Raw genomic sequence first — 23,172 nt, forward strand, 5'->3', positions numbered from 1 at the left:
AAGGCCCGGCATCAGTCGCGCAGGGGCATGGCGAGCGGGCGCATCGGGGCCGCCGTCGCGCCACGCAGCTTGATGCCGGCGCCGATGAAGCAGAACTCGTACATCTGCTCCTGCGAGAGGCCCTCCATGTCCACGACCTCCATGATCGGGACGCCCGCCTCGGCGAAGAGGTAGGTGTGGACGGGCAGCCAGTTGCCCTCCTCGGCAGAGGGGATCTGCTCGAACGACAGGTTGTCCGACGCGACGAGCGCCGCGCCCGACCTCGCGAGCCACTCCGCGCCGTCGCGGTCCACCCCGGACTCGTTCGTGATGTACGCCTGCGGGTCGTCCCACAGCGTCATCTGGCCGGATCGGATGAGCACCGCGTCCCCGGGCCGGACCTCGACACCCTGACGACGGGCGGCGTCCTCGAGGTCTTTCGACCCGATGCCGTAGCTCTGCGGCAGGACGTCGACGCCGTGCAGCGCCGCGACGTCGAGCAGCACCCCGCGCGTGATGATCGGCGGCTGCTTGTCGGCACCGGCGCACATCCAGTGCCGGGCGCCGAGCCACTCGTCCGCGTCGAAGTTGTTCCAGATCTTGCGGCCGTAGCCGAAGTGGTTGAGCGTGTCGATGTGAGTGCCGCAGTGCGTGTACATCGAGACCGCGTCGCCGGAGTAGCCGACGAGCTCGTTCTGCTCGCCGAAGCCGGTCGCGTCGTCGTTGGCGGTGCCACGCGGGGTGTTGGTCATCCAGATCTGGTACGGCGGCTGGCCGGCCGCGGTGAACGACGGCATGCCGAGGAAGTAGTCGACGCTCAGGTCGAGCGTGTGCCCCGCGTCCGCGCGCGAGACGACCGACCGTGCCATGTCGGGGGTGATCAGGTTGAGCATGCCGATCTCGTCGTCCGGACCGAACGGGCTCTCGGTGATCTGGCGGAAGGTCGCCGACGCCGCGGCGATCTTCTGCGCCGTTCCCTCGTCCACGAAGTTGACTCCACACATGGTCAGTTCCTCTCGTCTGCGCCGGCGTCCCGGCTGTTCTCGGGGGTCGTGCTGAGGGCTCCGTAGAGCTGGGGACGGCGGTCGCCGAACAAGGAGATCGCGAAGTTCACCTCGGGCAGGCGCACGTCCTTGGTCCTGGCCAGGCTCGGCTGGATGTCGGCCACGATGAGTCCGTCCTCGCGCTCGACCGAGGCCAAGACGGTACCGGTCGGGTCGATCACCTGGCTGCGGCCGATGAACTGGGCGCCCTGCTCCTGGTCGCCGCGGTTGGCGGCGATGACGAACACGTGGTTCTCGGCCGCCCGGACCCGCGTGAACAGCTCCGCGACCCGCTCGGCGGGTGCCGGCCAGTTCGTCGGGTTGGCGATGATGTCCGCACCCCCGAGCGCGAGGCAGCGCGCCCACTCCGGGAAGCGCAGGTCGTAGCAGATGCTCAGTCCCACGACGCCCAGCCGCGTCTCGACGAGGACCGGCTCGTTGTCGCCCGGCGTGACGAAGCGGTCTGCGCCGAGGTGGGGCAGGTGCGTCTTGCGATAGACGCCCGATGTCCCGTCCGGCGCGAGCAGCATCGCGGTGTTGTGGAGCACGTCGTCCAGGAGCTCCAGGAAGCCGATCACGACGTGCAGGTCGAGCGACGTGGCCGCCTCCGCGACCCGAGCCACCTCGGGGCCGTCGATCCGGACCGCCGCGGCTCGGGCGGACTCCGGGGTGTCGAAGACGTACCCGGTCAGCCCGCACTCGGGCAGCACCAGCAGCTCGACGCCCTGTTCCCGGGCCTCGGCCATGATCTCGGCCGTCCGGCGCGAGTTCTTGTCGGCCTCGCCGGGGACGGAGCCGAACTGGCCCGCCGCGACGCGGACGGTGTGTGCAGTGGTGGTCATGAGCTCTTCCTCTTTCGGTCCCACGCGCCGTTGATGACGATGGCCACCACGAGGACGACCCCGTAGGCCGCCTGCAGCACGAACGACGACGCCTCGGTGAGGGTCAGGTAGTTCTGGATCAGGAACAGGAGCGCGGCCCCGCAGGCAGCGCCGAGGAGGCCGCCGCGGCCGCCGGCGAGGCTGATGCCGCCGAGGGCGACCGCCGCGATGGCGAGCAGGGTGTAGGTCGGCCCCACCTTCGCGTCGGCCCCGCCGAGCACGGCGGTGAGGACGAGCCCGGAGATGCCGACCATCGCTCCGGTCAGGACGTAGGCGGTGAAGCGCACCGCGGTGACGGGGACGCCGGCCGTGTAGGCCGCGCGGTCGTTGGAGCCGACCATCCGCAGGTTGCGCCAGTAGGCCGTGCGGCTCAGCAGCCACCAGGCACCACCGACGCCGAGGATGACCCAGAGGATGTTCGGCACCACGCCGTCGACGTCGGTGAACCAGGACATCCAGGCCGGCAGGTAGCCGGTGGGTGACGACAGAACCTGCGTGGCGATGCCGGCGAACACCAGGTAGGTGGCCAGCGTCGCGATGATCGGCGGGATGCGCACGATGGCGACGAGGGTGCCGTTGAGCGCCCCGATGGCCGCCCCCACCGCCAGCGCCGCGAGGATGACGATCCAGGCGACCGAGATGTCGTTCGCGATGAGTCCGGCCGCCAGGACGACGCTGACCAGACCGGCGCCCGGCCCGACCGACAGATCGAGGCCACCGCCGCCGCTCAGCACGACCGGTGTCTGGGCCATGGCCAGCAGCACCAGGGGCGAGGCGTACACGAGGACGAGCTTCCAGCCGCCGTCGATGAACTCGCTGCTCCTGGTGACCGTCACCACGGCCATCACGACGACGGCGATCAGCGCCGGGAGGAAGTACGGGACCTGGCGCGCGGTGCGCACCGGTCCGAGGTCGACCGTGGTCATGCGTCCTGCCTTCCGGGAAGGGCGAGGCCGGCCTCCTGGCCGAACATCGCGGAGAGGACCGCGTCGTACGTGAGCTCGTCGGCCTCGAGCACGGCCTCGACCGACTGGTCGTGGCACACGGCGACGCGGTCGCAGGCCGTGAGCAGCTCCTCGATCTCGGTCGACAGCATGACGACCGTCATGCCGTCGTCGGTGAGCTCGCGCAGCAGCGCGTAGAAGTCGCGCTTCGTGCCGATGTCGACGCCGCGGAGCGGGTCGTTGAGGACGAGCAGGTCGGGCTCCGAGGCGATCCACCGTCCGACCAGCACCTTCTGGGCGTTGCCGCCACTGAGTCCCGTGATCGGGTAGCTCGGGTCGTCCGGGTGGACTCCGAGGCGGCGCATGGAGGAGGCGACGAGCTCGGTGACGGCCGCTCCCCGCAGGAATCCGAACCGGGACCGACGACCGTAGGTCGCCATGGCCAGGTTGTCGCGGACGTCGAGCGTGCGGAACAGCCCCTCCTCCTGGCGCTTGCCGGGCACGTAGGCCACACCTGCCGCCACGGCGGCGCGGTACCCCTGAGGGGTGACCGGTCCGTCGGGACCGTCCACCTCGACCTCGCCACCGAGGGCGGACCGGACGCCCGCGAGGGTCTCCAGCAGCGGGACGCCGCCGTGCCCGTCGAGCCCCCCGACGCCGAGGATCTCCCCGCGGCGCACCTCCAGGTCGACCGGGCGGGCGCCTGTGTCGAGCGTGACGGCACGCAGCCGGGCGGCCACGCCGCGGTCGACCCGCGCCCGGGTGGTCGTCGTGTGCGAGCGGTGCTCGGCCTCGCTGCGGCCGTCCATCATGCTGAGCAGACGCGACGGCGTCGCCTCGGCCCGCTCGACGGTCCCGATCGTCCGGCCCGACCGCTGGACCGTCGCCCGGTCGATGAGGATCTCGAGCTCGTCCATCCGGTGCGACACGAACAGCACGCTGCGGCCGTTCTCACGCTCGTCCATCAGCAGCGCGAACAAGCGGTCGCGGGTGGCCAGGTCGAGCGCCGAGGTCGCCTCGTCAAGGATGAGCAGGCGCCACGGTCGCACGAGTGCACGCACCAGGGTCAGCACCTGGCGCTCGGCGAGCGACAGCTTGTAGGGCGACGCCTCGAGGATCGCCGGCGATGCGCCCAGCCGCTCCACGACCTCGGTCGCGGCGGCCAGCTCGTCCGAGTGCGAGCGCCCGCGACGAAACAGGCCGTCGGTGCCGGCGAACACGTTCTCCAGGCCCGAGCACTCGTCGGAGATGAGTGTCTCCTGGAACACCGTGACGACGCCGTTGCGCTGCGCCTGAGCGGGCGAGCGCAGCCCGACCGCTTCGCCGTCGACGAGGACCTGGCCCTCGGTCGGGCGCATGATGCCGCTCAGCAGCTTGACGACGGTGCTCTTGCCGGAGCCGTTCTCGCCGACGAGTCCGTGGATCTCGCCGGGCCGGACCTGAAGGTGGCAACCGTCGAGTGCGACGGTTGCGCCGTAGCGGTGGGTGATCCCGGCCAGCTCGACCAGGGGGTGTGCAGTCATGGGTCGGTCCTCACAGACGCTGCGCGACGTGGCGGTCGCGGCCGTAGGCGGTGATCAGGACGAGGATCGCGATGCCGAGCATCACCTGCTGCATGTTCGGCCCCACGGAGAAGCCGATGAGCAGCGTGGTGAATCCGGTGGTCACGAGGACGCCGGCGATCGTGCGGGCGTAGCCACCGGCGCCGCCGAGCAGCGAGGTGCCGCCGACCACGACGGCCGTGATGGTGGAGAACAGGTAGGGCGCGCCGATGTCGACCGAGGCGCCACCGCTGAACCCGCCGAGCAGCAGGCCGGCCGTGCTCGCGCACACGGCACCGACCGTGTAGACGACGACCCGCACCAGCATCGGACGGACGAGCGCCAGGCGCGCAGCCGTGACGTTCGAGCCGAGCGCGTAGATCTGCCGGCCGATCACCGTGCGGCGCTCGACGACGATCACGAGGGCGGCGACGAGCACCCACACGACGACGGCCGCGGGGATGCCGAGCCCCAGGAACGAGCCGTTCGGCGAGACGGAGGAGGTGATGAAGTCGGGGACGTCGCCACCGGTGTTGCCGTCGACCGAGATGAGCACGCCACCGGTCACGACGGAGGCCACGCCGAGGCTCACGACGAGCGGGTGCAGCCCGAACAGGCTCGACAGCACGCCGTTGGCCAGGCCGATGGCGATCGACAGGACGAGCACGAGCAGCACGATCTGGCCGAAGCCCCAGCCCTTCGCGTACAGCGTCGGCAGCAGCACGTTCGACATGCCGATCGTCGCGGGGATGGACAGGTCGATGCCGCCGATCATGACGGCCCAGGTCTGGCCGACGGCGGCTATCCCGAGCACGGCCGACAGCACGAGCAGCGACATGATCCCCGAGCGCGAGAGCACCTCGGGCGTGGCGACTGCCAGGACCAGGAACATCACCACCGGGGCGAGCGCGACGAGCCAGGGGCCCGTCGCCCCCCGGCGTCGACGACTGCCAGCCGTCGACGCCGGGGCGGACGTCACCTCGGGTGAGGTCGTGATGGACATCGGACCTACTTGACCGGGAGCTCGGCGAGCCCGGCGTCGAACGTCTCCGGCTCTCCGGAGCCGGTGAACAGGTCGTCGTAGTACGACGCGGGCACCGACTCGCCGTCGACCGGCTGGGCGTTGCACGCGCTGCTGAGCTTCATGCCGCTCTTGTAGTACTGGTCGACGTTGGAGCCGTCGATCTGCGCGAGCGGGTAGAGCAGCGTATTGTGCTTCGGCTTCTGGCCGGCGAGCATGCGCAACGAGACGCGGAAGGCCTCGTTCACGCCCTGGCCGGCACCACCGGCGAAGCCGAAGGAGTCGGCGCCGGTCTGCTTCCAGCTGGCGAGCCAGGAGCAGGCACCTTCGAAGCCGGTGACCGGCGGGAGGTCACGATCGGCCTGCTGGAACGCCTGGGTGACCGGGACCGCGCACACGCCGCCGTCCCAGACGCCGGCGATGTTGCCCTGGTGGGTGCTGAGGTAGCTGAGCATCTGCGACTTGATCGTCGAGGTGGTCCACTCGCCCGTGATGTGGTCGACCTTCAGACCGGCCTTCTTGAACGCGTCAGCCGCTCCGGCCTGGCGAGCCTCGGCCGCAGCGACGCCGGGGATGCCGTCGCACATGACGACCGTGTCCTTGGTGTCACCGACCTTGTCGATCAGCCACTCGGCCGACTTCTTGCCGGCGTCGTAGGCGCCGAAGTCGGACTGGATGACGTTCGTGCAGTCGGTGCCGGTCTGCATGACGACGACGAGGGTCCCGGCCTTCTGAGCCGTGTCGAACGCCTTGCAGACGCCCACGGTCGGCGGCTGCATGACCAGGATGACGTCGCAGCCCTTCTGGACCATCGAGGTGATCTGCGTGGCCTGGAGGCTCGCGTTGTTGTTGGCGTCGCTCACCGTGAGACCACCCTTGGCCACACCCTTCTTCTCCAGCTGGGCGACGATGTTCTTCGCGACCGTCAGGCCCTCCTGACGCCAGGAGTTGCCCTGGTAGGCGCTGGAGTAGCAGAACTTGTAGGGCGCCTCGCCCGGCTCCCAGTCGGCGTACGGGTTGGGGCCGACGCGGGTCGCGTGCCAGAAGCCCGCGTACGTGTCGCGGACCGACTCCGGCAGCGCGTCGAGCGCCTCCTTGTCGGCCGCCGACTCCTTGCCGCCGGTGTTGAGCTTGGTGTACGCCCCGGTCCCTGCTGCGTCGTCGCCGTCGTCGGCGGACAGTCCGCCGCACGCGGTCAGGGCGACGAGCAGCCCGAGGACGGTCGCGGCCAGCGCCACCTTCTTCCCGCGACGGGGGCGCGGGAGGCGTGTCGTGAGTCGGTTCATGGTGCTCCTAGCGGGATGGCGCGTGACGTAGCGCACACTGTTTGGTGTGTAACATACAACATGCCACATGCCGCTCTCGTCAATGAGAATCGCGAACTGAAACACGACCGTTACGATCGGCGCACGGACGAAGGCCCGGCCGACCGCGATCCCAGCGGACGGCCCGACTGAACGGAGCAGGATGAAGCCGCTGGCCCACGAGGGATCGATGGCGGACCGCGCCACGTCGGCCCTGCGCACCGCGATCCTCAACGGCGACCTGGAGCCCGACACCCTGCACGCCGTCCACACCGTCGCCGACAGCCTCGGGGTCTCACGCACCCCCGTGCGCGAGGCATTGATCCGGCTTGCCGCCGACGGTCTCGTGCGGGTGCAGCGCAACCGCGGCTTCGTCGTGCTGCACACCTCCGCCGAGGACCTGCGCCAGATCTTCTCGCTGCGCCTGCTGCTCGAGGTCCCCGCGACACGGGCCGCCGCGCTCGCGGCGACAGGAGCCGACATCGCGGCGCTCGAGGCCGACATCGGCCGCATGCGCGAGGCGCGCGACGCCGACGACGCCGAGACGTTCCTGCGGGCGGACCGTCAGTTCCACCGCACGCTGCTCACCATCAGTGGCAACGACCGACTCGCCGAGTTCGTCGACGGCCTGCGCAACGTGGTCCTGGGGACAGGCGTCTCGACCGCCAACCGGACGGAGTCGATCGAGGAGATCCTCCAGCCGCACGTCGAGATCCTCGGACTGGTGCGGACCCACGACGCCGACGGCGCCGCGCGTTCCATGCGTGAGCACCTGCTGCACACGGCCCGCAAGCTCATCGGCCAGGAGTTCGGCGAGGACGAGAGCATCGCGTTCGACGAGGTGCTCGGTCGGTTCGGGGCCACGTAGACGACGTCCCACACCGCGGGTCCGTCAGGCGTGGTGCTCCTTGTGCCACGCGACGAGCGCGTTCGCGTGGCCGTGCCCGAGGCCGTGCTCGGACTTCAGCGCCGCCACCTTCTCCATGTGCTTCACGTCGCCCAGCGCGCTGATGACACCCATCCAGTGGTCGATCGACTCCCCGTAGGTCTTCTCGATCGACGGGAAGTACGACGCGGGGCCCTTCGTGGGCCACTCCTGCTCAGCCATGGCCCGAGCGTAGGCCCCGGACGTAGCCTGAGGCCATGGCCGACGTCGCTCCTGCACCGCTCACACCGCTCGACGAGGACTGGGAGCGTGCGCTCGTGGTGGTCGCCCACCCCGACGACGTCGAGTTCGGTGCCGCGGCTGCCGTCGCCCGGTGGACGGACCAGGGCAAGACCGTCGTCTACTGCATGGTCACCAGCGGCGAGGCCGGCATCGACGCCCTCGCGCCGGACGAGTGCCGCACGGTGCGGGAGGCCGAGCAGGTCGAGTCGGCCCGCGTGGTCGGCGTCGACGTCGTGGAGTTCCTCGGCTTCCCCGACGGCGTCGTCGAGCCGACGATCGCCCTGCGCGCCGCCATCGCCGAGCAGGTGCGCCGGCACCGTCCCGACGTCGTCGTCACCGGCAACCACCATGACACCTGGGGCGGCAGCTCGCCCAACCAGGCCGACCACATCGCCGTCGGGCGGGCCACCATCCACGCCGTGCAGGACGCGGGGAACCGGTGGATCCACCGCGAGCAGCTGACCGGCGGGCTCGAGCCGTGGGGCGACGTCCGTCAGGTCTGGGTGGCGGGCTCCCCCGTCGCCGGGCACGGCGTCGACACGACCGCCACGTTCGACCGTGGCGTCGCCTCGCTCGAGGCCCACCGCGCCTACATCGACGGGCTGGGCTGGGAGCACTTCGACGCCGCCGAGTTCCTCGAGGGCATGTCGCGCCCCACCGGATCGCGTCTGGGCACCACGCACGGCGCCGCGTTCGAGGTCGTGTCGATGACCTGGGGCGAATGACCCGCGTCGTCGTCAGCGGCCGTCGTAGGCTCCGAGCGTGACCTCCGTGCAGCACGTGCCCTCGTTCACCGTCGCGCAGCGCTTCGCGATGACCACCAACCGCTACGAGGTGGTCGCCTCCGACGGCACGCCCATCGGCTTCGCCGAGCAGAAGCGCATGGCCCTCAAGGAGAAGGTGACGTTCTTCGCCGACGAGGCCCGCACTCGGCCCGCCTTCTCCTTCACGGCGCGCAACGTGATGGACCTCGGCGGCGGCTACGACGTGGTCGACGCCGAGGGCGCCTCGCTCGGCTCGTTCCGCAAGCTGTTCGGCCAGAGCCTCATGCGCACCACGTTCGTCCTCGAGGGTGACGGTTTCACCGGTACCGGGCAGGAGCGCAGCCAGCTCGTCGCCGTGCTGCGCCGCTTCACCGACGTGCCGTTCCTGCGCTTCCACTTCGACGTGGTCGACGACGCCACCGGCTCACCGCTGATGTCGGTCGAGCGCGCGGTGTCGGTGCGTGACCGCTACGAGGTCTCGGTCCCCGACCCGCGCGTGGACGTGCGGCTGGCCGCCGCCTTCGCGGTGGGTCTCGACGCCCTCCTGGGTCGTTGACCGGCACGCTCCCCCTCAAGCTCGACGTCGCCGGTAGGCGCCCAGGCCCCAAAGAACGAGGGCTACGGCCCACACCGTAGCCACCATCGACGAGATCCAGAACCAAGCGCCGGCCCCTCGGTCGATCACACCAGAAAGGTCGAGGATCGACAAGATCGGAACTACGGCCCACATCATCCAGAAGGCCCGTCTCGACCGATCGGCCCATGCCTCGAGCTCTGGTAGGTCGCGCGTCGCCATGAACCCCATCGTCGCCTGCGACCCTTCCCGCGGCACCCCGACCATGGAAGACGGGGACCGGCTCGCATGAGCCGGTCCCCGCTGTCCTCGTCATCGCTGACGTGATGCTCCCCCGATTGGACTCGAACCAATAACCCTTCGATTAACAGTCGAATGCTCTGCCAATTGAGCTACGGGGGAATGGCTCCCACTCGGGGAGCACGGTGAGACACTCTACCAACCTCCTGGCGCAGTCGTGACACAGCCCGGTCCCCCGTACGTCGTGCCGTCGAGACGCTCACGCCGAGGTGCTGGGCGACGTCGGCCCAGGGTGTCGGGCAGGTGCCATCGGGAGCCCTCCCGAAGCGCAGCAGGAGCACGTCGCGCTCGGCCGTGGTCAGCGCCGCGAGGTCGTCGAGAAGGGCCGGGGCGTGGTGTCCACGTGGGACCGTCGGAGGCTCCGGAACCACCTCGTGGGGCACCTCGAGGCGCGCTCGGCGGTGATCCTGCAGTGCGCGCGTGATCCACGGCCAGGCGTAGGTCGCGAGACGTGCGCCACGGTCGGGATCGAAGCGGGCGACGGCGGACAGCAGGGCCATCGCGCCGACCTGGAAGGCGTCGTCGATGTCACCCGGACCGAACCCGAGGGCCCGCACTCGCATCGCCACCAGGCGCAACGAGCCTCGCGCCAGCGCTTCGCGCGCCTGGAGATCGCCGGAGCGGGACGCCCGTGCGAGCCGACGCTCCTCCCCCGGCGCCAGCGGCGCTTCCTGCAGGAGTCGACGCACCAGGTCCATGTCTCCACCGTGCTGCGTGGTGGCGAAGGGATCCAGGGTGCTCGGCAGGGCTGTGGACGGCGGTGCGGGACCCCTCCCCGGCCCACCCACGGCTGGGGACGAGGCGGTGGAGCTACTCGCCGCCGAAGGTCTTGTCGCGCAGCTCGCGGAACTCGCCCTGGCGAGCGAGGAGCTGGCTGAACACCTCGCGGTACTCGTCGGGCTGCTCCGCCGGGTCGGTGCGCTGCAGCTTGGACCGCAGGTCCTCCACCAGCCGCCCCACCGTGAGCAGGCGGAGCCGGGCCATGACCGCCGTCACCACGCGCGCCGTGGAGCCCTCGGTGGAGCTCAACGGCTCCATGGCGGCCAGGCTCAGCACCCGGCGCAGGTCGTCGGAGACCAGCGCGTCGGAGACCCGCGGCACGAACGTCGGGTCGGACTGCTCCGGCAGGCCGACCTTCACCATGGTGCGCCAGATCTCCTGCGCCACCGGGTGCGTGAAGTCGTCGTCGTCGAGGCTCTGCGCCGGGACACGAGCCAGGTGAGGGTGCTGCGCAAGCGCCTTCAGCGCCTCCCGCTCGTCGGCGAACTGGCGAGCCCCGAAGCTGACGAAGGGCTGTGGTGGCGGCGCAGGTGCGGGCGCCTCGGCCTGCTGCGTCGGAACCCGACGCTCCGGCTTGACCGCCGGCTTGTACCGACGGTGCTCCGTGCGCACCTGGTCGACGTCGACCCCGACGCGCGTGGCCACCTCGCGGAGGAACTCCTCGACCTTGCTCTTGTCGCGGATCGACGAGGCCAGGCCGACGGCCTCGCGCACGGCGTCGACGCGCTGGTCGGCGCGGTCGAGGTCGTACCGGGTGAGCACGTTGTCGAGCACGAACCGGTACAACGGGATCCGCGCGTCGACGAGCGCCCGCACGCCGGCGTCGCCGTCGGCCAGACGCAGGTCGCACGGGTCCATCCCGCGCGGCTCCACGGCCACGTAGGTCTGTGCGGCGAACTGCTGGTCCCCCTCGAACGCCTTCATCGCGGCACGCTGGCCGGCCTCGTCACCGTCGAAGGTGAACACGACCTCCCCGTGCATCGCACCGTCGTCGAGCAGGATGCGTCGCAGCACCTTGGCGTGACCCTCGCCGAACGCCGTGCCGCAGGTGGCCACGGCGGTGCGCACGCCGGCCTCGTGGCAGGCCATCACGTCGGTGTAGCCCTCGACCACCACGGCCCGGCTCTCCGAGGAGATCTGGCGCCGTGCGAGGTCGACCCCGTAGAGCACCTGGCTCTTCTTGTAGATCGGCGACTCCGAGGTGTTCACGTACTTGCCCTGCATGAAGTCGTCCTCGAACATGCGCCGGGCGCCGAACCCGATGATCTCGCTCGTCATCTCGCGGATGGGCCACAGCAGCCTGCCCTGGAACGCGTCGAACAGCCCGCGGCTCGAGCGCCGGGCCAGCCCACCGGTCACCAGCTCGTCGTCGGTGAAGCCCTTTCCCTTCAGGTGGGCGATGAGGGCGGTGCCCGATCGCGGGGCCCAGCCCATCGCGAAGGTCTCGGCCGCACGCTGGTCGAAGCCACGATCGGTCACGAACCGGCGGCCCGGCGACGCCTCGGCCGCCGAGGCGAGGGTCTGCGCGTAGAACTCGCCCGCCAGGCGGTGGGCCTCCAGCAGGCGCTGGCGCTGCTGGGGGTCGCGACGAGGCCCGCGCGACTCGCCCTCCTCGTAGCGCAGCTGGATGCCGTACTTGGCCGCCAACCGCTCCATCGACTCGACGAAGCTCAGTCCCTCGATCTTCTGGATGAAGGCGATCGCGTCGCCACCCTCGCCGCAGCCGAAGCAGTGGAAGGTGCCGCGCGCGGGATTCGCGTGGAACGACGGGGTCTTCTCGTCGTGGAACGGGCAGAGGCCCTTCATGGTCCCGCCGGAACGGCGCAGCGTCACGTACTGCTCGACGACCTCGTCGATGCGGGCGCGTTCACGGACGAGCTGGATGTCCTCGTCGTTGATCAGTCCCGCCACGGGACGATCCTAGGCCGTGGCCGTCAACCGAGGAGCCGGTCGGCCCACAGCCGGGCCGACACGTCGGTCAGGCTCGCCACCTGGTCGATGACGACCCTGGTGCGCGCCGCGTCGTCGTCGGCGCGCATGAGGTCGGCGCGGAACTCCGGCTCCAGGTGCTCGTCGCCCGTGGCGACCAGCAGCGCGACGAGGGCACCGAGCGCCTCGCGCTGGGCGGTGAGCTGGCGAGCGCGGTCGTCCGAGCGCATCACGTAGTGCGCTGCGACGGACTTGAGCACGACGATCTCGTCGCGGGTGTCGGGCGGCACCTCCAGGTCGGCGCCGTAGCGCGTGAGCGGGCCCGGCCCCCAACGCTCGACCGTCGCCCTCTCCGCGGACACCGCGAACCGGCCGATCAACCCGCTGGTCAGGCTCTTCAGCACCGCGTGCGCCTCACGACTCCCGTCGAAGTCCTCGCGCGGCCACTCCGGCATCGCGCGCAGGCGCTCGAGCGCCGCACCGAGACGGTCGTCGTCGGCGTCGGGGTCGTACCAGTCGCGCGCCACGTGGTAGACGTTCGCGAGGTCGAGACGCCCGGGCAGGAGGCTGAACCACCCGCCGACCACGGCGTCCTCCACGTCGTGGACGGAGTAGGCGATGTCGTCGGCCAGGTCCATCACCTGCGCCTCGACCGGGCGTCGCCCCTCGGGGGCACCCAGCCGGAGCCAGTCGAAGATCGGCCGGTCGTCGGCGTAGACGCCGAACTTGGGGCCACCGTCCGGTGCGTCGCCGCGCGCCCACGGGTACTTCACGCAGGCCGCCAGGGTCGCGCGCGTGAGGTTCAGCCCCACGCTCCGGCCGTCGGCGTCGACCGTCTTGGCCTCCAGTCGGCTGAGGATGCGCAACGTCTGGGCGTTGCCCTCGAACCCGCCGACGTCGCGAGCGGCCAGGTCGAGCGCCACCTCGCCGTTGTGTCCGAACGGCGGGTGCCCGAGGTCGTGCGAGAGGGCTGCACAGTCGACGACGTCGGGGTCGCAGCCGAGCGTGGCGCCCAGCTCACGCGCCACCTGCGCGACCTCGAGGGTGTGGGTGAGCCGGTTGCGGACGAAGTCGTCGAACCCGGCGCCCATCACCTGGGTCTTGGCCGAGAGCCTGCGCAGCGCCGCGGAGTGCACCACGCGTCCGCGGTCGCGCTCGAACGGGGTGCGTCCGGCCCGCTTCGTCGGCTCCGCGACGACCCGCGCCCGCGACTCGATGCCGTACGGACTCTCCACGGCGGGAACGCTACCGCGTGGTGCAGCCGCGGCGGCAGTGTGCGGCGTGCCAGGCTGTCGATGTGCTCTCCACGGTCGCGGTGATCTCAGACGTCCACGGTGTGCTGCCCGCGCTGGAGGCCGTGCTCGCCGAGCCGGTCGTGGCCCGCGCCGACCTCGTCGTCGTCACCGGCGACCACACGTGGGGGCCGCAGCCGGCCGAGGTGCTCGACAGGCTCCGCGGTCTCGGCGCGGGGGTCCTGCTGGTACGCGGCAATGCCGACCGCGAGCTGCTGCAGATGTCGCGCGGCATCAACGTCGGCCTCGCGGACGACCCCCTGTCCGTGTGGGGAGCCGGCCAGATGACGGCTGCCCACCAGGAGCTGCTCGACGCGATGCCGGAGCAGGTGACGCTCGAGATCGAGGGGTTCGGTCTCGTCCGCTTCTGCCACGCCACGCCCCGCGACGACCAGGAGGTCGTGCTCGTCGACAGCCGGCTCGAGCGGTGGGCCGAGGTCTTCGCCGACCTGCCCGACGACGTGCGCACCGTCGTCTGCGGCCACACCCACATGCCGTACCTGCGGCTCGTCGACCGTCGTCTGGTCGTGAACCCCGGCAGCGTCGGGCTCCCGTACGGGCACGAAGGCGCGAGCTGGGCGGTGCTGTCGGGTGGGCAGGTCACGTTCGGTCGGACCGCCCTCGACCACGACCAGCTGGTGCGCGACGTCGTCGCGGGTTCGAGCTGGCCGGAGGTGGCGGCCTGGGCCGAGGAGACGCTGCGCCGACCGGCCGGCGACGTCGAGGCCCTCACCACCTTCGGCCCCCGCGACGGCCGCTGAGGCCCCGCACTGACCATGGTTCTCCCCCACTCACCTCGGCGGGCACGCCATGGTGAGTGACAGGGAACCGAGGTGTGCTCGTGGTTCCCATCAGCTGATGGGAATCGCGGAGACGGCCCGTGGGGACGGGAGGGTCAGAAGCGGCCGTTGCGGGGGCGGGGCTGGCAGCGCGGGCAGGTGAAGGAGCTGCGGTTCATGAAGGCGTCGCGGCGGATGGGGGTGCCGCAGCGCGGGCAGGGCTCGCCCTCCTGGCCGTAGGCGGCGAGGGAGCGGTCGAAGTAGCCGCTCTGGCCGTTCACGTTCACGTACAGCGCGTCGAAGGAGGTGCCGCCCTGCTCGAGCGCCTCGCCCATCACGTCGACCACGTGACCCAGCAGCGACTCGACCTCGCGCTTGCGCAGGTTCTCGGTGGCACGTGCGTAGTGCAGCGGCACCCGCCAGAGGGACTCGTCGGCGTAGATGTTGCCGACCCCCGACACGAGGGTCTGGTCGAGCAGCGCCCGCTTGACGCCGGTCCGACGTCGACGCAGGCGCGTGGCGAACAGGTCGGGGTCGAACGCGGGGTCGAGCGGGTCCCGGGCGATGTGGCCGATGGTCACCGGGACCTGCTCGTCGTCCACGTCGGCGAGCATCATGCCGCCGAAGATCCGCTGGTCGACGAAGCGCAGCTGCCTACCGTCGTCGAGGTCCAGGACGATGCGCAGGTGCCTGGGTGCGGGGGCCTCGGCGTCGCTGATGAGCATCTGCCCGCTCATGCCGAGGTGGCACAGCAGCGCCTCGTCGCCGTCGAGCACGAGCCACAGGTACTTGCCTCGACGCCGCGCCGCTTCGACGCGCCGGCCGACGAGCCGCGGGACGAAGTCGGCGGCGCCGGGCAGGTGGCGCTTCAGCGATCGCACGTCGTGCACCGTGACGGCCGTGACCGTGCGGCCGACGACGTGGGTGTCCAGGCCTCGCCGGACGACCTCGACCTCGGGCAGCTCAGGCACGTACGGCTCAGACCTCGACGGCGTCGACCGGGCTCACCTCGGCCGTGATGGCCCGCCACGCGATCTCGGCGACCTGCTGCTCGGCCTCCTTCTTGGAACGACCGGTGCCGCCCTCGTACCGCCGGTCCCCGACGAGCACGGCCGCCGCGAACGTCTTGTCGTGGTCGGGGCCCTCGCTCTCGATGGCGTAGCGCGGCACACCGAGGTCGTGGTTGGCGGCGATCTCCTGCAGCGAGGTCTTCCAGTCCAGACCAGCACCCAGGTCGGCGGCGCGGGCGATGAACGGGTCGAACACCGTGTGCACCACCTGCGAGGCGCGCTCGATGCCGAACTGCACGTAGATCGCCCCGATGACGGCCTCGACCGTGTCGGAGAGGATCGACGACTTGTTGCGTCCGCCCGTGGCCTCCTCGCCGCGGCCCAGACGGATGTGGGAGCCGAGGTCGAGGGTGTGCGCGACCTCGGCGAGCGCCTTGGCGCTCACGACGGCGGCCCGCAGCTTGGCGAGCCGCCCCTCGGCGAGGTCGGGATGGTTGGTGAACAGCGCGTCCGTGACGACGAGACCCAGCACCGAGTCGCCCAGGAACTCCAGTCGCTCGTTGTTGGGCAGGCCACCGTTCTCGTACGCGTACGAGCGGTGCGTCAGGGCGTGCTCGAGGAGATCGGCGTCCAGGTCGGGGACACCGAGCACCTCCCTCAGGGCTTCGTGGCCCTGAGGATCAGAGGACCTGTCGACGCTCACCGCGCGCGCCGTACTGGCCACACTCACCGCACGCACGGTGCGGGACGACCTTCGAGTCGCAGGCGGGGTTGGCGCAGTCGACGAGGGTGGTCGCCGTGGTCTTCCACTGCGAACGGCGGTGGCGCGTGTTGCTGCGCGACATCTTCCGCTTCGGAACTGCCACGATCTACTCCTTGTTCGGCCCCGGGACATCGCCCGGGAGGTTCTGGGTCAAGCGGCCCAACGACGCCCAGCGGGGGTCGATCGGATCGCCGTGTGTGTGGTCTGGATCGTCCGCGAGGCGCGCCCCGCACTCGGGGCACAGTCCCGGACATTCCGGATCACACACGGGGTTGAGCGGCAGTGCGAGCACCACCGCGTCCCGCAGGACGGGTTCGAGGTCGAGCAGGTCGTCCTCGAGGGCGGGAAGCTCGTCTTCCTCCCCGTCGTCTTCAGCACCGTCGCCGGCGCTGATCGGGTCGTACAGGTACAGCTCCTGCAGGTCCACCACGACGGTGTCGTCGAGGGTGTCCAGGCAGCGGACGCACTCGCCCACTGCTCGCGCCGAGGCGGTGCCGGTGGCCAGCACCCCGTCCATGACGGCCTCGAGCCGGAGCTCGAGATCGATGGACGATCCCTCGGGCACGCCGTAGACGTCGTGGCCCAGATCCGCAGGCGCCTCGATGGTCCTGGTGAACGTACGCTCGGTCCCTGGTCGGCGTCCCAACACCTGGGTGTCGAAGACCAAGGGGCCCGGTTGCACGTTCACGTCCGTCCGTCGATGTGCACAGCAGATCACAGCCTGCAAGCAGGCCGCCGTCCATCCTAACCGGTGCCCGCACCGCGACACCAATCGCGTACCCGCACCCCGCCGGGCCACCGGGAGCCTTCGGGGCGTCCTCGGCCCGACGGGCCCCCGCATGTCGGTGGACGGTGGGACCCTCGAGACGTGGAGACGTCGGCCGAGCGCGAGGGAACGGTGCTGCACGCCGACCTCGACTCCTTCTTCGCCTCCGTCGAGATCCGCGACGACCCCGCGCTGCGCGGTCGTCCCGTGGCCGTCGGTGGCGGGGTCGTCATGGCAGCGTCGTACGAGGCACGGGCGCGAGGCGTGAAGGGCGCCATGGGACTGCGGCAGGCCCTGCGGCTGTGCCCCGACCTGGTGGTGGTGCCGCCCCGCCCGGCGGCCTACACACAGGCCAGCCGTGAGGTGTTCGCCGTCTTCGAGGACACCACCCCGCTGGTCGAGGGCGTCTCGATCGACGAGGCCTTCCTGGAGGTCGGCGGGCTCCGGCGCATCCGGGGCGCGCCCTCGCAGATCGCGACCAGGCTGCGCGCCGACGTGCGCGAACGGGTCGGGCTGCCCATCTCGGTGGGCGTCGCGCGCACCAAGTACCTCGCCAAGGTCGGCAGCGCCATGGCCAAGCCCGACGGCCTGCTCGTGATCCCGCTCGACGACGAACGCCGCTTCCTGCTCTCGCTGCCGGTCCAGGCCCTGTGGGGCGTCGGGCCGCGGACCACCGAGAAGCTGCACGCCGCTCGCATCCGCACCATCGCCGACGTCGCCGCACTGGAGCGGGGCGAGCTCGCCTCGCTGGTCGGTGCAGGCGCGGCCGGGGATCTGCACGCCCTCGCGTCGGGACACGACCCGCGGCAGGTGCGCGCCCGTCCGTCGCGGCGGTCCATGGGGGCCCAGCACGCCCTCGGCCGGGGTGAACGGACCCCTCAGGAGGTCGAGGTGGTGCTCCTCGGCCTCGTCGACCGCGTGGCGCGGCGTCTGCGCTCGGCGGGGCGGACGGCGTCGACCGTGGTGCTGCGGGTGCGCTTCGACGACTTCACCAGCTCCACCACCTCGCACACGCTGCCCCGGCCCAGCGCCCACACCCAGGTGCTGCTCGAGGCCGTCATGCGGCTGCTGCGGTCGCGTCACGGCGAGATCGCTCGGCGGGGCATCACCCTCGTCGGCTTCCAGGCCGCCGGCCTCGACGACCACGGCGAGCAGCTGCTGCTCCCGCTCACGGCCGCCGACGACCCCGGGCTCGACTCGGCGGTCGACGCCGTGCGCGACCGCTTCGGCGCACGCGCGGTGCGTCGAGGTGCGCAGCTCGGGCGGGGCGAGCGGCCCGCCATGCCGACCTTGCCGGACGACTGAACCCCCACGGGGCGTTCGTCACCCGGCAGGCGCGAGCGGACTCAGCGGCCGAAGACCTCGTCCAGGCGCGCGAGCACGAAGTCGGGCACCAGCCCGCTCACGTCTCCCCCACCCTTCGCGACCTCCTTGACGAGGCTCGAGGCCAGGAAGGAGTACTCCGGACTGGTGGGGATGAACACCGTGTCGACGTCGGTCAGGTTGCCGTTCATCTGGGCCATCTGCAGCTCGTAGTCGAAGTCCGAGACGGCCCGCAGGCCCTTCACGATGGCCGACACGTCGTGCTCGGTGCAGAAGTCGACCAGCAGACCCTGGAAGGAGTCGACCGACACGTTCGGCAGGTCCGAGGTGGCCCGAGCGAGCAGGTCCATGCGCTCCTCGAGCGAGAACAGGCTCTTCTTGCTCTCGTTGACCAGCACGGCCACGACCACCTCGTCGAACAGCCGGGACGCCCGGCGCACGATGTCGAGGTGACCGTTGGTCACCGGGTCGAAGGAGCCGGGGCAGACGACGCGGGTCACGGCGTCGACGCTATCAGGGCGCTCGATCGTCGGGACCGGCCGCGACCGCTCCGAACCACACGGTCGTCTCGCCGTGCGCCCGCTCCCGGAAGCCCTCGAAGCCTGGCGGCCACACGAACGGCGTGCGGGTCGAGCGCTCCACCACCACCACGGCGTCGTCGGCGAGGGAGTCGGCGAGCACCGCGACGACGGCGGCGACGTCGTCGGTGCTCACGGCGTAGGGCGGGTCCAGGAGCACGAGGTCGTAGGGACCCGCCGCCGACCCCACGAAGCTCGCCGCGCTCGTGCGGTGCACGACGGCCTCGGCACCGAGGTCGCGGACGTTCTGCTGCGCCACCTGAGCCGCCCGGCGGTCGGACTCGACCAGGTCGGCCGAGACGGCACCACGCGACAGCGCCTCGAGGCCCAGCGCCCCGGACCCCGCGTAGAGGTCCAGCACCCGGATCCCGTCCAGGCCCCCGAACAACGAGACCAACGACGCGAAGAGCGACTCGCGCACCCGGTCGGACGTGGGACGGGTGCCGTCGCCGGGCGGCGTGCGGAGCCGACGACCGCCCCACCGACCCGCGATCACCCGCGTCACGTGCGCTCCAGGTAATCGGCCTGGCGGGACTGCTCGAGCCGGTCGACGGCGAGCCGCAGGTCCGGTGCCGAGTCCAGCGCGGGATCGGACTCGACGAAGGCGGTCGCGACCTCGCGCGCCTCGGCGATGACCTTCTCGTCCTTGACCACCGACAGCAGGCGCAGGCTGCTGCGGATGCCCGACTGCGCGGCGCCTAGCACGTCGCCCTCGCGCCGCTGCTCGGCGTCGAGCCTCGACAGGGCGAAGCCGTCGGACGTGGACGCGACCGCGTCGAGGCGCTCGCGCGACGGCGACCCGTCCTCCGCCGACGTGACCAGCAGGCACAGACCCGGGTGACCACCACGTCCGACCCGGCCGCGCAGCTGGTGCAGCTGTGACACCCCGAACCGCTCGGCGTCGACGACCACCATCACCGTGGCGTTGGGCACGTCGACCCCCACCTCGATCACCGTCGTGGCCACGAGCACGTCGATCTCGCCCCGCGCGAAGGCGGTCATCGTCGCGTCCTTCTCGTCGGCCGGCTGGCGTCCGTGCAGCATGCCCAGCCGCAGGCCCTCGAGGGGCCCCGCGGCCAGCTCGTCGTGCAGGTCGAGCAGGGACCGGGTCGGTGGGGCGTCGGGGTCGGCGGTCTCGGCCCCTGCGCCGTCGGCGTCCTGGCCGATCCGCGACACGACCACGTAGGCCTGGCGACCCTCGGCGACCTCCTCCCGCACCCGGTCCCAGGCCCGAGCGAGCCAATCGGGCCTCTCCGCCGCCGGGACCACGGTGGTCTGGATGGGCCGACGGCCGCCCGGCAGCTCGGTCAACGTCGAGGTCTCGAGGTCGCCGAACACCGTCATCGCGATCGTGCGCGGGATGGGCGTGGCCGTCATGACGAGGACGTGCGGCTTGACCTCCGTGCGGTCGACCAGCACGGCGCGCTGCTCGACGCCGAACCGGTGCTGCTCGTCGATCACCAGGAGCCCGAGCTCGGCCAGCTGCACGGTGTCCTGCAGCACGGCGTGGGTGCCGATGACGATCCCGGCGGCACCGGAGGCGGCGTCGAGCAGGGCCTCCTTGCGCGCCTTGGCCCCCACGGACCCGGTGAGCAGCCGCACCCGTGTGCCCTCGGCGGCTCCCCCGAGCATGCCGCCCTGCGCGAGCGCCCCGAGCATGGCGGTGATGCCGCGGTGGTGCTGCGCTGCCAGCACCTCGGTGGGGGCCAGGAGCACGGCCTGCGCACCGTCGTCGACGACCTGGAGCATGGCCAGCAGGGCCACGATCGTCTTGCCCGAGCCGACCTCGCCCTGGAGCAGCCGGTGCATCGGGTGCTCCCGTGCGAGGTCGGCCTCGATCTCGGCCACCACGGCACGCTGGCCGTCGGTGAGCGTGAACGGCAGCTGCTCCTCGAAGGCGTCGCGCAGACCCCCGACGCGACGCGGTCGTGGCGCTGCGGACTGACCGAGGGCGGCGTGCCGACGCTGGGCGAACACCGTCTGCAGCACGAACGCCTCCTCGAAGCGGAACCGGTCGCGTGCGAGCTGCCACTGCTCGCTGGAGCGGGGCCGGTGGATCATCTCGAACGCCTCGGGTGCGGCCGGCAGGCCGCGGGAGGCCCGGACGTCGGCCGGGACCGGGTCCTCGACGTCGGCGATCGCCAGCACCGTCTCGACGGAGCGCTCGATGGCGAGCGAGGGGATCTTCGCGCTCGCCCGGTAGATCGGGATGATGCCGCGCGCGATCCGCCCCTCCATGGCGTCGGGGCCCTCGAGCGGCTCGTACAGGGGATGGGTCAGCTGCAGGCGACCGTTGAACGCACCGACCTCGCCGGCGAACAGCCCGACGGTGCCGGGTGCCAGCTGCGCCTGCCGCCACGGCTGGGAGAAGAAGGTGAGGGTGAGCCGTGCGTTCCCGTCGGTGATGGTCACCTCCGTGCGGGTCTTGCGTCCGCCCGGCCCGAAGCGTCGGTTCACCGCCTCGACCACGCGGGCCATGACCGTGGCGTACTGGCCGACCTGGAGCGCCGCGAGGTCGGTCATCTCCCCGAGCGACACGTAGCGCCGGGGGTAGTGACGCAGCAGGTCGTCGATGGTCTCGAGTCCGAGCGTGGCCAGCTTCTTGGCCGTCGCGTCGCCCACGACCGAGCGCAGCCGACGATCGGGCGGGTTGGTCGGCGTGCTGGTGGGGGTCGTGCTCACTGCCCCACCTCTACTCCACCGCGACGAACAGCGGGTAGTTCTCCTGGCCGCCCTGGTAGACGACCACGTCGACGTCGACCCGTTCGGCCCGGAGGCGGCGGGACAGCTCCTGCGCGACGTCGTCGTCGGCTCCGTCGCCGACGACCAGGGTGACCAGCTCGGCCGCCGGGGACACGAGCCGGTCGAGGACCGCACCCGCGACCTCGGCGACGTCGTGACCGACCACCGCGAAGTCGCCGGAGACGACGCCGAGCACGTCGCCGACGTCGCACGGGCCGGCCATCGTGATGCCCGGCTCGGTGGCCACCGTGACGGCCCCGTGCTGGGTGTGGGCGGCCGCGCTCGACATGGCGACGACGTCCTCGTCGAAGTCGAGACCGGGGTCGTGGACGGCCAGCGCCGCCAGACCCTGCACCTGGGCATGCGTGGGGATGACGGCGACACGCACCCCGTCGGCGCGCACCTGCTTGGCCGCTGCGTCGAACAGGCCGACGTACCGCGGGTTGTTGGGCAGCACCACGATCTCCGCGACGTCGAGGGAGCGCAGCGTCCCGAGCATCGTGGCGACGTCGACGGGGCGGTCACGGGTGAACTCGAGGACGTGGGCGCCGGCCTCGCGGCACAGGTCGGCCAGCCCGGCGCCGGTGGCGGCCACCACGACGGCACGACCGACCGCGGCCTCGCCCCGCTGACGCGCGATCTGGTCGGCGAAGTGGGTGACGGCGATGCGGTACGGCCGGCCGGCCTGCATGCCGGCCTCGATGGCGGCGCCCACGTCGTCGACGTGCACGTGGACGTTCCACAGCCGTTCGCCACCCACGACGACGAGCGAGTCGCCCAGCCCGTCGAGCGCCCTGCGCAGTGCGGGGATCTCGCTGTCGTCGGCGTCGAGGAGGTACATGACCTCGTAGCCCGGACCCCCTTCGACGAAGTCGTCGCCGGCGGGCGCCACGGGGCGCGGCACGTGGTGGGCCGCCGGCTCGGGGGCGCGGCCGGTGAGGGCCCGCTCGGTGGCGTCGAGCACCACCACGAGGGCGCGCCCGCCCGCGTCGACCACACCGGCCTGGGCGAGCCTCGGCATCTGCTCGGGCGTCTTCGCCAGCGCGACTCGCGCGGACGCGGCCGCCAGGGCGAACACGTCGCGGGCCTCCGCACCGGACTCCACCGCGTGCTCGGCCCCCTCGGCCGCCGCCCGGGCCACCGACAGGATGGTGCCCTCGACCGGCCGGCCCACGGCGGCGTGGGCGGCGTCGGACGCGGCCCGGAAGGACCGCGCGACGTCGGCGGGCTCGACGGCGGCGTCGAGGGACAGGTCGTGGAAGGTGGCGCGCACGAGCTGGGAGAGGATGACGCCGCTGTTGCCCTTGGCGCCCGTGAGCAGACCGTCGGTGTGGGCGCGGACGAGGTCGGCGAGGGCGACGTCGTCGGGCAGTGCCGCCACCGCGTCGGCGCCGGCCACGAAGGTCAGGTAGGCGTTGGTGCCGGTGTCGCTGTCGGGGACCGGGAACACGTTGAGCGCGTCGATCTCGGCCCGGGTGGCCGACAGCGCCTGCACGCACAGCTGGGTCCACGCACGGAAGGCGTCGGGACGCAGGCGCAGCACCATGGGGTGAGGTTAGCGTGGCCCCACGACGTACCGGTGGCACCCGCGACGGGCGATTGGCCCCGCCCGGTGGGCATCGGCTATCCTTGAGCGGTTGCCCGCCGTGCGGGCGCCCCTCATCTTTCGTCGTCCGACGAATCCCCGTATC

Annotated in this window: 23 protein-coding genes and 1 tRNA gene; 5 read left to right on the forward strand and 19 right to left on the reverse strand. The window is 71.6% G+C overall.

The genetic code is table 11. The features are described 5' to 3' along the window. Window positions 1–11: 11 nt before the first annotated feature. From NUV38_RS01885 to NUV38_RS01910, 6 genes are read right to left on the reverse strand one after another with little or no spacing between them, the layout of a single operon-like run. Window positions 12–983, reverse strand: coding sequence for a cyclase family protein (locus NUV38_RS01885; protein ID WP_257727498.1), 972 nt, complete (start codon window positions 981–983; stop codon window positions 12–14). Between the two features lie 2 nt (window positions 984–985). Beyond that, window positions 986–1,864 carry a carbon-nitrogen hydrolase family protein gene (locus tag NUV38_RS01890; RefSeq protein WP_055965504.1) on the reverse strand — a complete coding sequence of 293 codons (879 nt, stop codon included), beginning with the start codon at window positions 1,862–1,864 and terminating at the stop codon, window positions 986–988. Continuing rightward, complete coding sequence (locus NUV38_RS01895) at window positions 1,861–2,829, reverse strand: ABC transporter permease (protein ID WP_257727499.1); 969 nt, start codon at window positions 2,827–2,829, stop codon at window positions 1,861–1,863. The genes NUV38_RS01890 and NUV38_RS01895 overlap by 4 nt, the downstream gene beginning before the upstream one ends. Further along, the gene (locus NUV38_RS01900) at window positions 2,826–4,370 is read right to left on the reverse strand and encodes a sugar ABC transporter ATP-binding protein (RefSeq protein ID WP_257727500.1); all 1,545 of its coding nucleotides are present in this window, start codon (window positions 4,368–4,370) and stop codon (window positions 2,826–2,828) included. Before NUV38_RS01900 ends, NUV38_RS01895 begins: the two co-directional genes overlap by 4 nt. 10 nt (window positions 4,371–4,380) lie before the next feature. Further along, window positions 4,381–5,391 carry an ABC transporter permease gene (locus tag NUV38_RS01905; RefSeq protein ID WP_257727501.1) on the reverse strand — a complete coding sequence of 337 codons (1,011 nt, stop codon included), beginning with the start codon at window positions 5,389–5,391 and terminating at the stop codon, window positions 4,381–4,383. 5 nt (window positions 5,392–5,396) lie between these two features. Further along, entirely contained in the window at window positions 5,397–6,695 is a 1,299-nt protein-coding gene (locus NUV38_RS01910; protein WP_257727502.1) for a substrate-binding domain-containing protein, read from the reverse strand. A 208-nt stretch (window positions 6,696–6,903) separates the two neighbouring features. Between NUV38_RS01910 and NUV38_RS01915 the strand changes: the two genes are divergently transcribed. Further along, a complete protein-coding gene (locus NUV38_RS01915; protein WP_257727503.1) occupies window positions 6,904–7,581 on the forward strand; it encodes a GntR family transcriptional regulator in 678 nt (225 codons plus the stop codon). Between the two features lie 24 nt (window positions 7,582–7,605). Here the strand turns inward: NUV38_RS01915 and NUV38_RS01920 are convergent, their stop codons facing one another. Further along, the gene (locus NUV38_RS01920; RefSeq protein WP_257727504.1) at window positions 7,606–7,821 is read right to left on the reverse strand and encodes a DUF4287 domain-containing protein; all 216 of its coding nucleotides are present in this window, start codon (window positions 7,819–7,821) and stop codon (window positions 7,606–7,608) included. Window positions 7,822–7,856: 35 nt separating this feature from the next. On the opposite strand from NUV38_RS01920, the gene NUV38_RS01925 reads away from it, so the two are divergent. Both NUV38_RS01925 and NUV38_RS01930 read left to right on the forward strand, forming a co-directional pair. Next, window positions 7,857–8,606, forward strand: coding sequence for a PIG-L deacetylase family protein (locus tag NUV38_RS01925; RefSeq protein ID WP_257727505.1), 750 nt, complete (start codon window positions 7,857–7,859; stop codon window positions 8,604–8,606). Between the two features lie 37 nt (window positions 8,607–8,643). Then, window positions 8,644–9,201: a hypothetical protein gene (locus NUV38_RS01930; protein ID WP_257727506.1), complete on the forward strand. Its 558-nt coding sequence runs from the start codon at window positions 8,644–8,646 to the stop codon at window positions 9,199–9,201. A gap of 347 nt (window positions 9,202–9,548) precedes the next feature. Here the strand turns inward: NUV38_RS01930 and NUV38_RS01935 are convergent. The 4 genes from NUV38_RS01935 to NUV38_RS01950 form a co-directional block, all read right to left on the reverse strand. Next, a tRNA-Asn gene (locus NUV38_RS01935) sits at window positions 9,549–9,621 on the reverse strand. Further along, window positions 9,612–10,217 (reverse strand): sigma-70 family RNA polymerase sigma factor, encoded by a 606-nt coding sequence (locus NUV38_RS01940; protein ID WP_257727507.1) that lies wholly within the window; start codon window positions 10,215–10,217, stop codon window positions 9,612–9,614. Before NUV38_RS01940 ends, NUV38_RS01935 begins: the two co-directional genes overlap by 10 nt. Window positions 10,218–10,329: 112 nt before the next feature. Next, entirely contained in the window at window positions 10,330–12,210 is a 1,881-nt protein-coding gene (gene dnaG, locus NUV38_RS01945; protein ID WP_257727508.1) for a DNA primase, read from the reverse strand. Between the two features lie 23 nt (window positions 12,211–12,233). Further along, window positions 12,234–13,463, reverse strand: a complete 1,230-nt coding sequence (locus NUV38_RS01950) for a deoxyguanosinetriphosphate triphosphohydrolase (protein ID WP_257727509.1) — start codon at window positions 13,461–13,463, stop codon at window positions 12,234–12,236. A gap of 80 nt (window positions 13,464–13,543) precedes the next feature. Here NUV38_RS01950 and NUV38_RS01955 point away from each other — a divergent pair, with 80 nt between their 5' ends. Next, window positions 13,544–14,281 (forward strand): metallophosphoesterase, encoded by a 738-nt coding sequence (locus tag NUV38_RS01955; RefSeq protein ID WP_257727510.1) that lies wholly within the window; start codon window positions 13,544–13,546, stop codon window positions 14,279–14,281. Between the two features lie 134 nt (window positions 14,282–14,415). On the opposite strand, the gene mutM is transcribed toward NUV38_RS01955, so the two are convergent. The 4 genes from mutM to NUV38_RS01975 are packed head-to-tail and all read right to left on the reverse strand — an operon-like array spanning window position 14,416 to window position 16,637. Beyond that, window positions 14,416–15,270, reverse strand: coding sequence for a bifunctional DNA-formamidopyrimidine glycosylase/DNA-(apurinic or apyrimidinic site) lyase (gene mutM, locus NUV38_RS01960; protein ID WP_257727511.1), 855 nt, complete (start codon window positions 15,268–15,270; stop codon window positions 14,416–14,418). 7 nt (window positions 15,271–15,277) lie between these two features. Continuing rightward, window positions 15,278–16,012 carry a ribonuclease III gene (gene rnc / locus NUV38_RS01965; protein ID WP_257727512.1) on the reverse strand — a complete coding sequence of 245 codons (735 nt, stop codon included), beginning with the start codon at window positions 16,010–16,012 and terminating at the stop codon, window positions 15,278–15,280. After that, on the reverse strand, window positions 15,990–16,175 hold the full coding sequence (gene rpmF / locus NUV38_RS01970; protein WP_055965465.1) for a 50S ribosomal protein L32: 186 nt from the start codon (window positions 16,173–16,175) through the stop codon (window positions 15,990–15,992). The genes rnc and rpmF overlap by 23 nt, the downstream gene beginning before the upstream one ends. 3 nt (window positions 16,176–16,178) lie before the next feature. Then, window positions 16,179–16,637, reverse strand: coding sequence for a DUF177 domain-containing protein (locus tag NUV38_RS01975; RefSeq protein WP_308219636.1), 459 nt, complete (start codon window positions 16,635–16,637; stop codon window positions 16,179–16,181). A 303-nt stretch (window positions 16,638–16,940) separates the two neighbouring features. On the opposite strand from NUV38_RS01975, the gene dinB reads away from it, so the two are divergent. Continuing rightward, window positions 16,941–18,143, forward strand: coding sequence for a DNA polymerase IV (gene dinB / locus NUV38_RS01980; RefSeq protein ID WP_257727513.1), 1,203 nt, complete (start codon window positions 16,941–16,943; stop codon window positions 18,141–18,143). Window positions 18,144–18,184: 41 nt separating this feature from the next. On the opposite strand, the gene coaD is transcribed toward dinB, so the two are convergent. Genes coaD through NUV38_RS02000 form a run of 4 tightly spaced genes read right to left on the reverse strand, consistent with a single transcriptional unit; the run spans window position 18,185 to window position 23,027 of the window. Continuing rightward, window positions 18,185–18,661 (reverse strand): pantetheine-phosphate adenylyltransferase, encoded by a 477-nt coding sequence (gene coaD / locus NUV38_RS01985; protein WP_257727514.1) that lies wholly within the window; start codon window positions 18,659–18,661, stop codon window positions 18,185–18,187. A gap of 13 nt (window positions 18,662–18,674) precedes the next feature. Beyond that, entirely contained in the window at window positions 18,675–19,244 is a 570-nt protein-coding gene (gene rsmD, locus NUV38_RS01990; RefSeq protein ID WP_257727515.1) for a 16S rRNA (guanine(966)-N(2))-methyltransferase RsmD, read from the reverse strand. Beyond that, window positions 19,241–21,421 carry an ATP-dependent DNA helicase RecG gene (gene recG, locus NUV38_RS01995; protein ID WP_257727516.1) on the reverse strand — a complete coding sequence of 727 codons (2,181 nt, stop codon included), beginning with the start codon at window positions 21,419–21,421 and terminating at the stop codon, window positions 19,241–19,243. Before recG ends, rsmD begins: the two co-directional genes overlap by 4 nt. A gap of 10 nt (window positions 21,422–21,431) precedes the next feature. After that, complete coding sequence (locus tag NUV38_RS02000) at window positions 21,432–23,027, reverse strand: DAK2 domain-containing protein (RefSeq protein WP_257727517.1); 1,596 nt, start codon at window positions 23,025–23,027, stop codon at window positions 21,432–21,434. Window positions 23,028–23,172: the final 145 nt, after the last annotated feature.

It is taken from the genome of Aeromicrobium sp. 50.2.37, assembly GCF_024655735.1.
Taxonomy (GTDB): Bacteria; Actinomycetota; Actinomycetes; order Propionibacteriales; family Nocardioidaceae; genus Aeromicrobium.

What these genes read in the sequence shown, in the direction of transcription:
- NUV38_RS01920 (WP_257727504.1), bottom strand. Translation starts at nt 7,821, where the DNA reads ATGGCTGAGCAGGAGTGGCCCACGAAGGGCCCCGCGTCGTACTTCCCG.
- NUV38_RS02000 (WP_257727517.1), bottom strand. Translation starts at nt 23,027, where the DNA reads ATGGTGCTGCGCCTGCGTCCCGACGCCTTCCGTGCGTGGACCCAGCTG.
- NUV38_RS01905 (WP_257727501.1), bottom strand. Translation starts at nt 5,391, where the DNA reads ATGTCCATCACGACCTCACCCGAGGTGACGTCCGCCCCGGCGTCGACG.
- NUV38_RS01925 (WP_257727505.1), top strand. Translation starts at nt 7,857, where the DNA reads ATGGCCGACGTCGCTCCTGCACCGCTCACACCGCTCGACGAGGACTGG.
- NUV38_RS01940 (WP_257727507.1), bottom strand. Translation starts at nt 10,217, where the DNA reads ATGGACCTGGTGCGTCGACTCCTGCAGGAAGCGCCGCTGGCGCCGGGG.
- NUV38_RS01890 (WP_055965504.1), bottom strand. Translation starts at nt 1,864, where the DNA reads ATGACCACCACTGCACACACCGTCCGCGTCGCGGCGGGCCAGTTCGGC.
- NUV38_RS01915 (WP_257727503.1), top strand. Translation starts at nt 6,904, where the DNA reads ATGGCGGACCGCGCCACGTCGGCCCTGCGCACCGCGATCCTCAACGGC.
- NUV38_RS01885 (WP_257727498.1), bottom strand. Translation starts at nt 983, where the DNA reads ATGTGTGGAGTCAACTTCGTGGACGAGGGAACGGCGCAGAAGATCGCC.
- NUV38_RS01895 (WP_257727499.1), bottom strand. Translation starts at nt 2,829, where the DNA reads ATGACCACGGTCGACCTCGGACCGGTGCGCACCGCGCGCCAGGTCCCG.
- NUV38_RS01900 (WP_257727500.1), bottom strand. Translation starts at nt 4,370, where the DNA reads ATGACTGCACACCCCCTGGTCGAGCTGGCCGGGATCACCCACCGCTAC.
- NUV38_RS01910 (WP_257727502.1), bottom strand. Translation starts at nt 6,695, where the DNA reads ATGAACCGACTCACGACACGCCTCCCGCGCCCCCGTCGCGGGAAGAAG.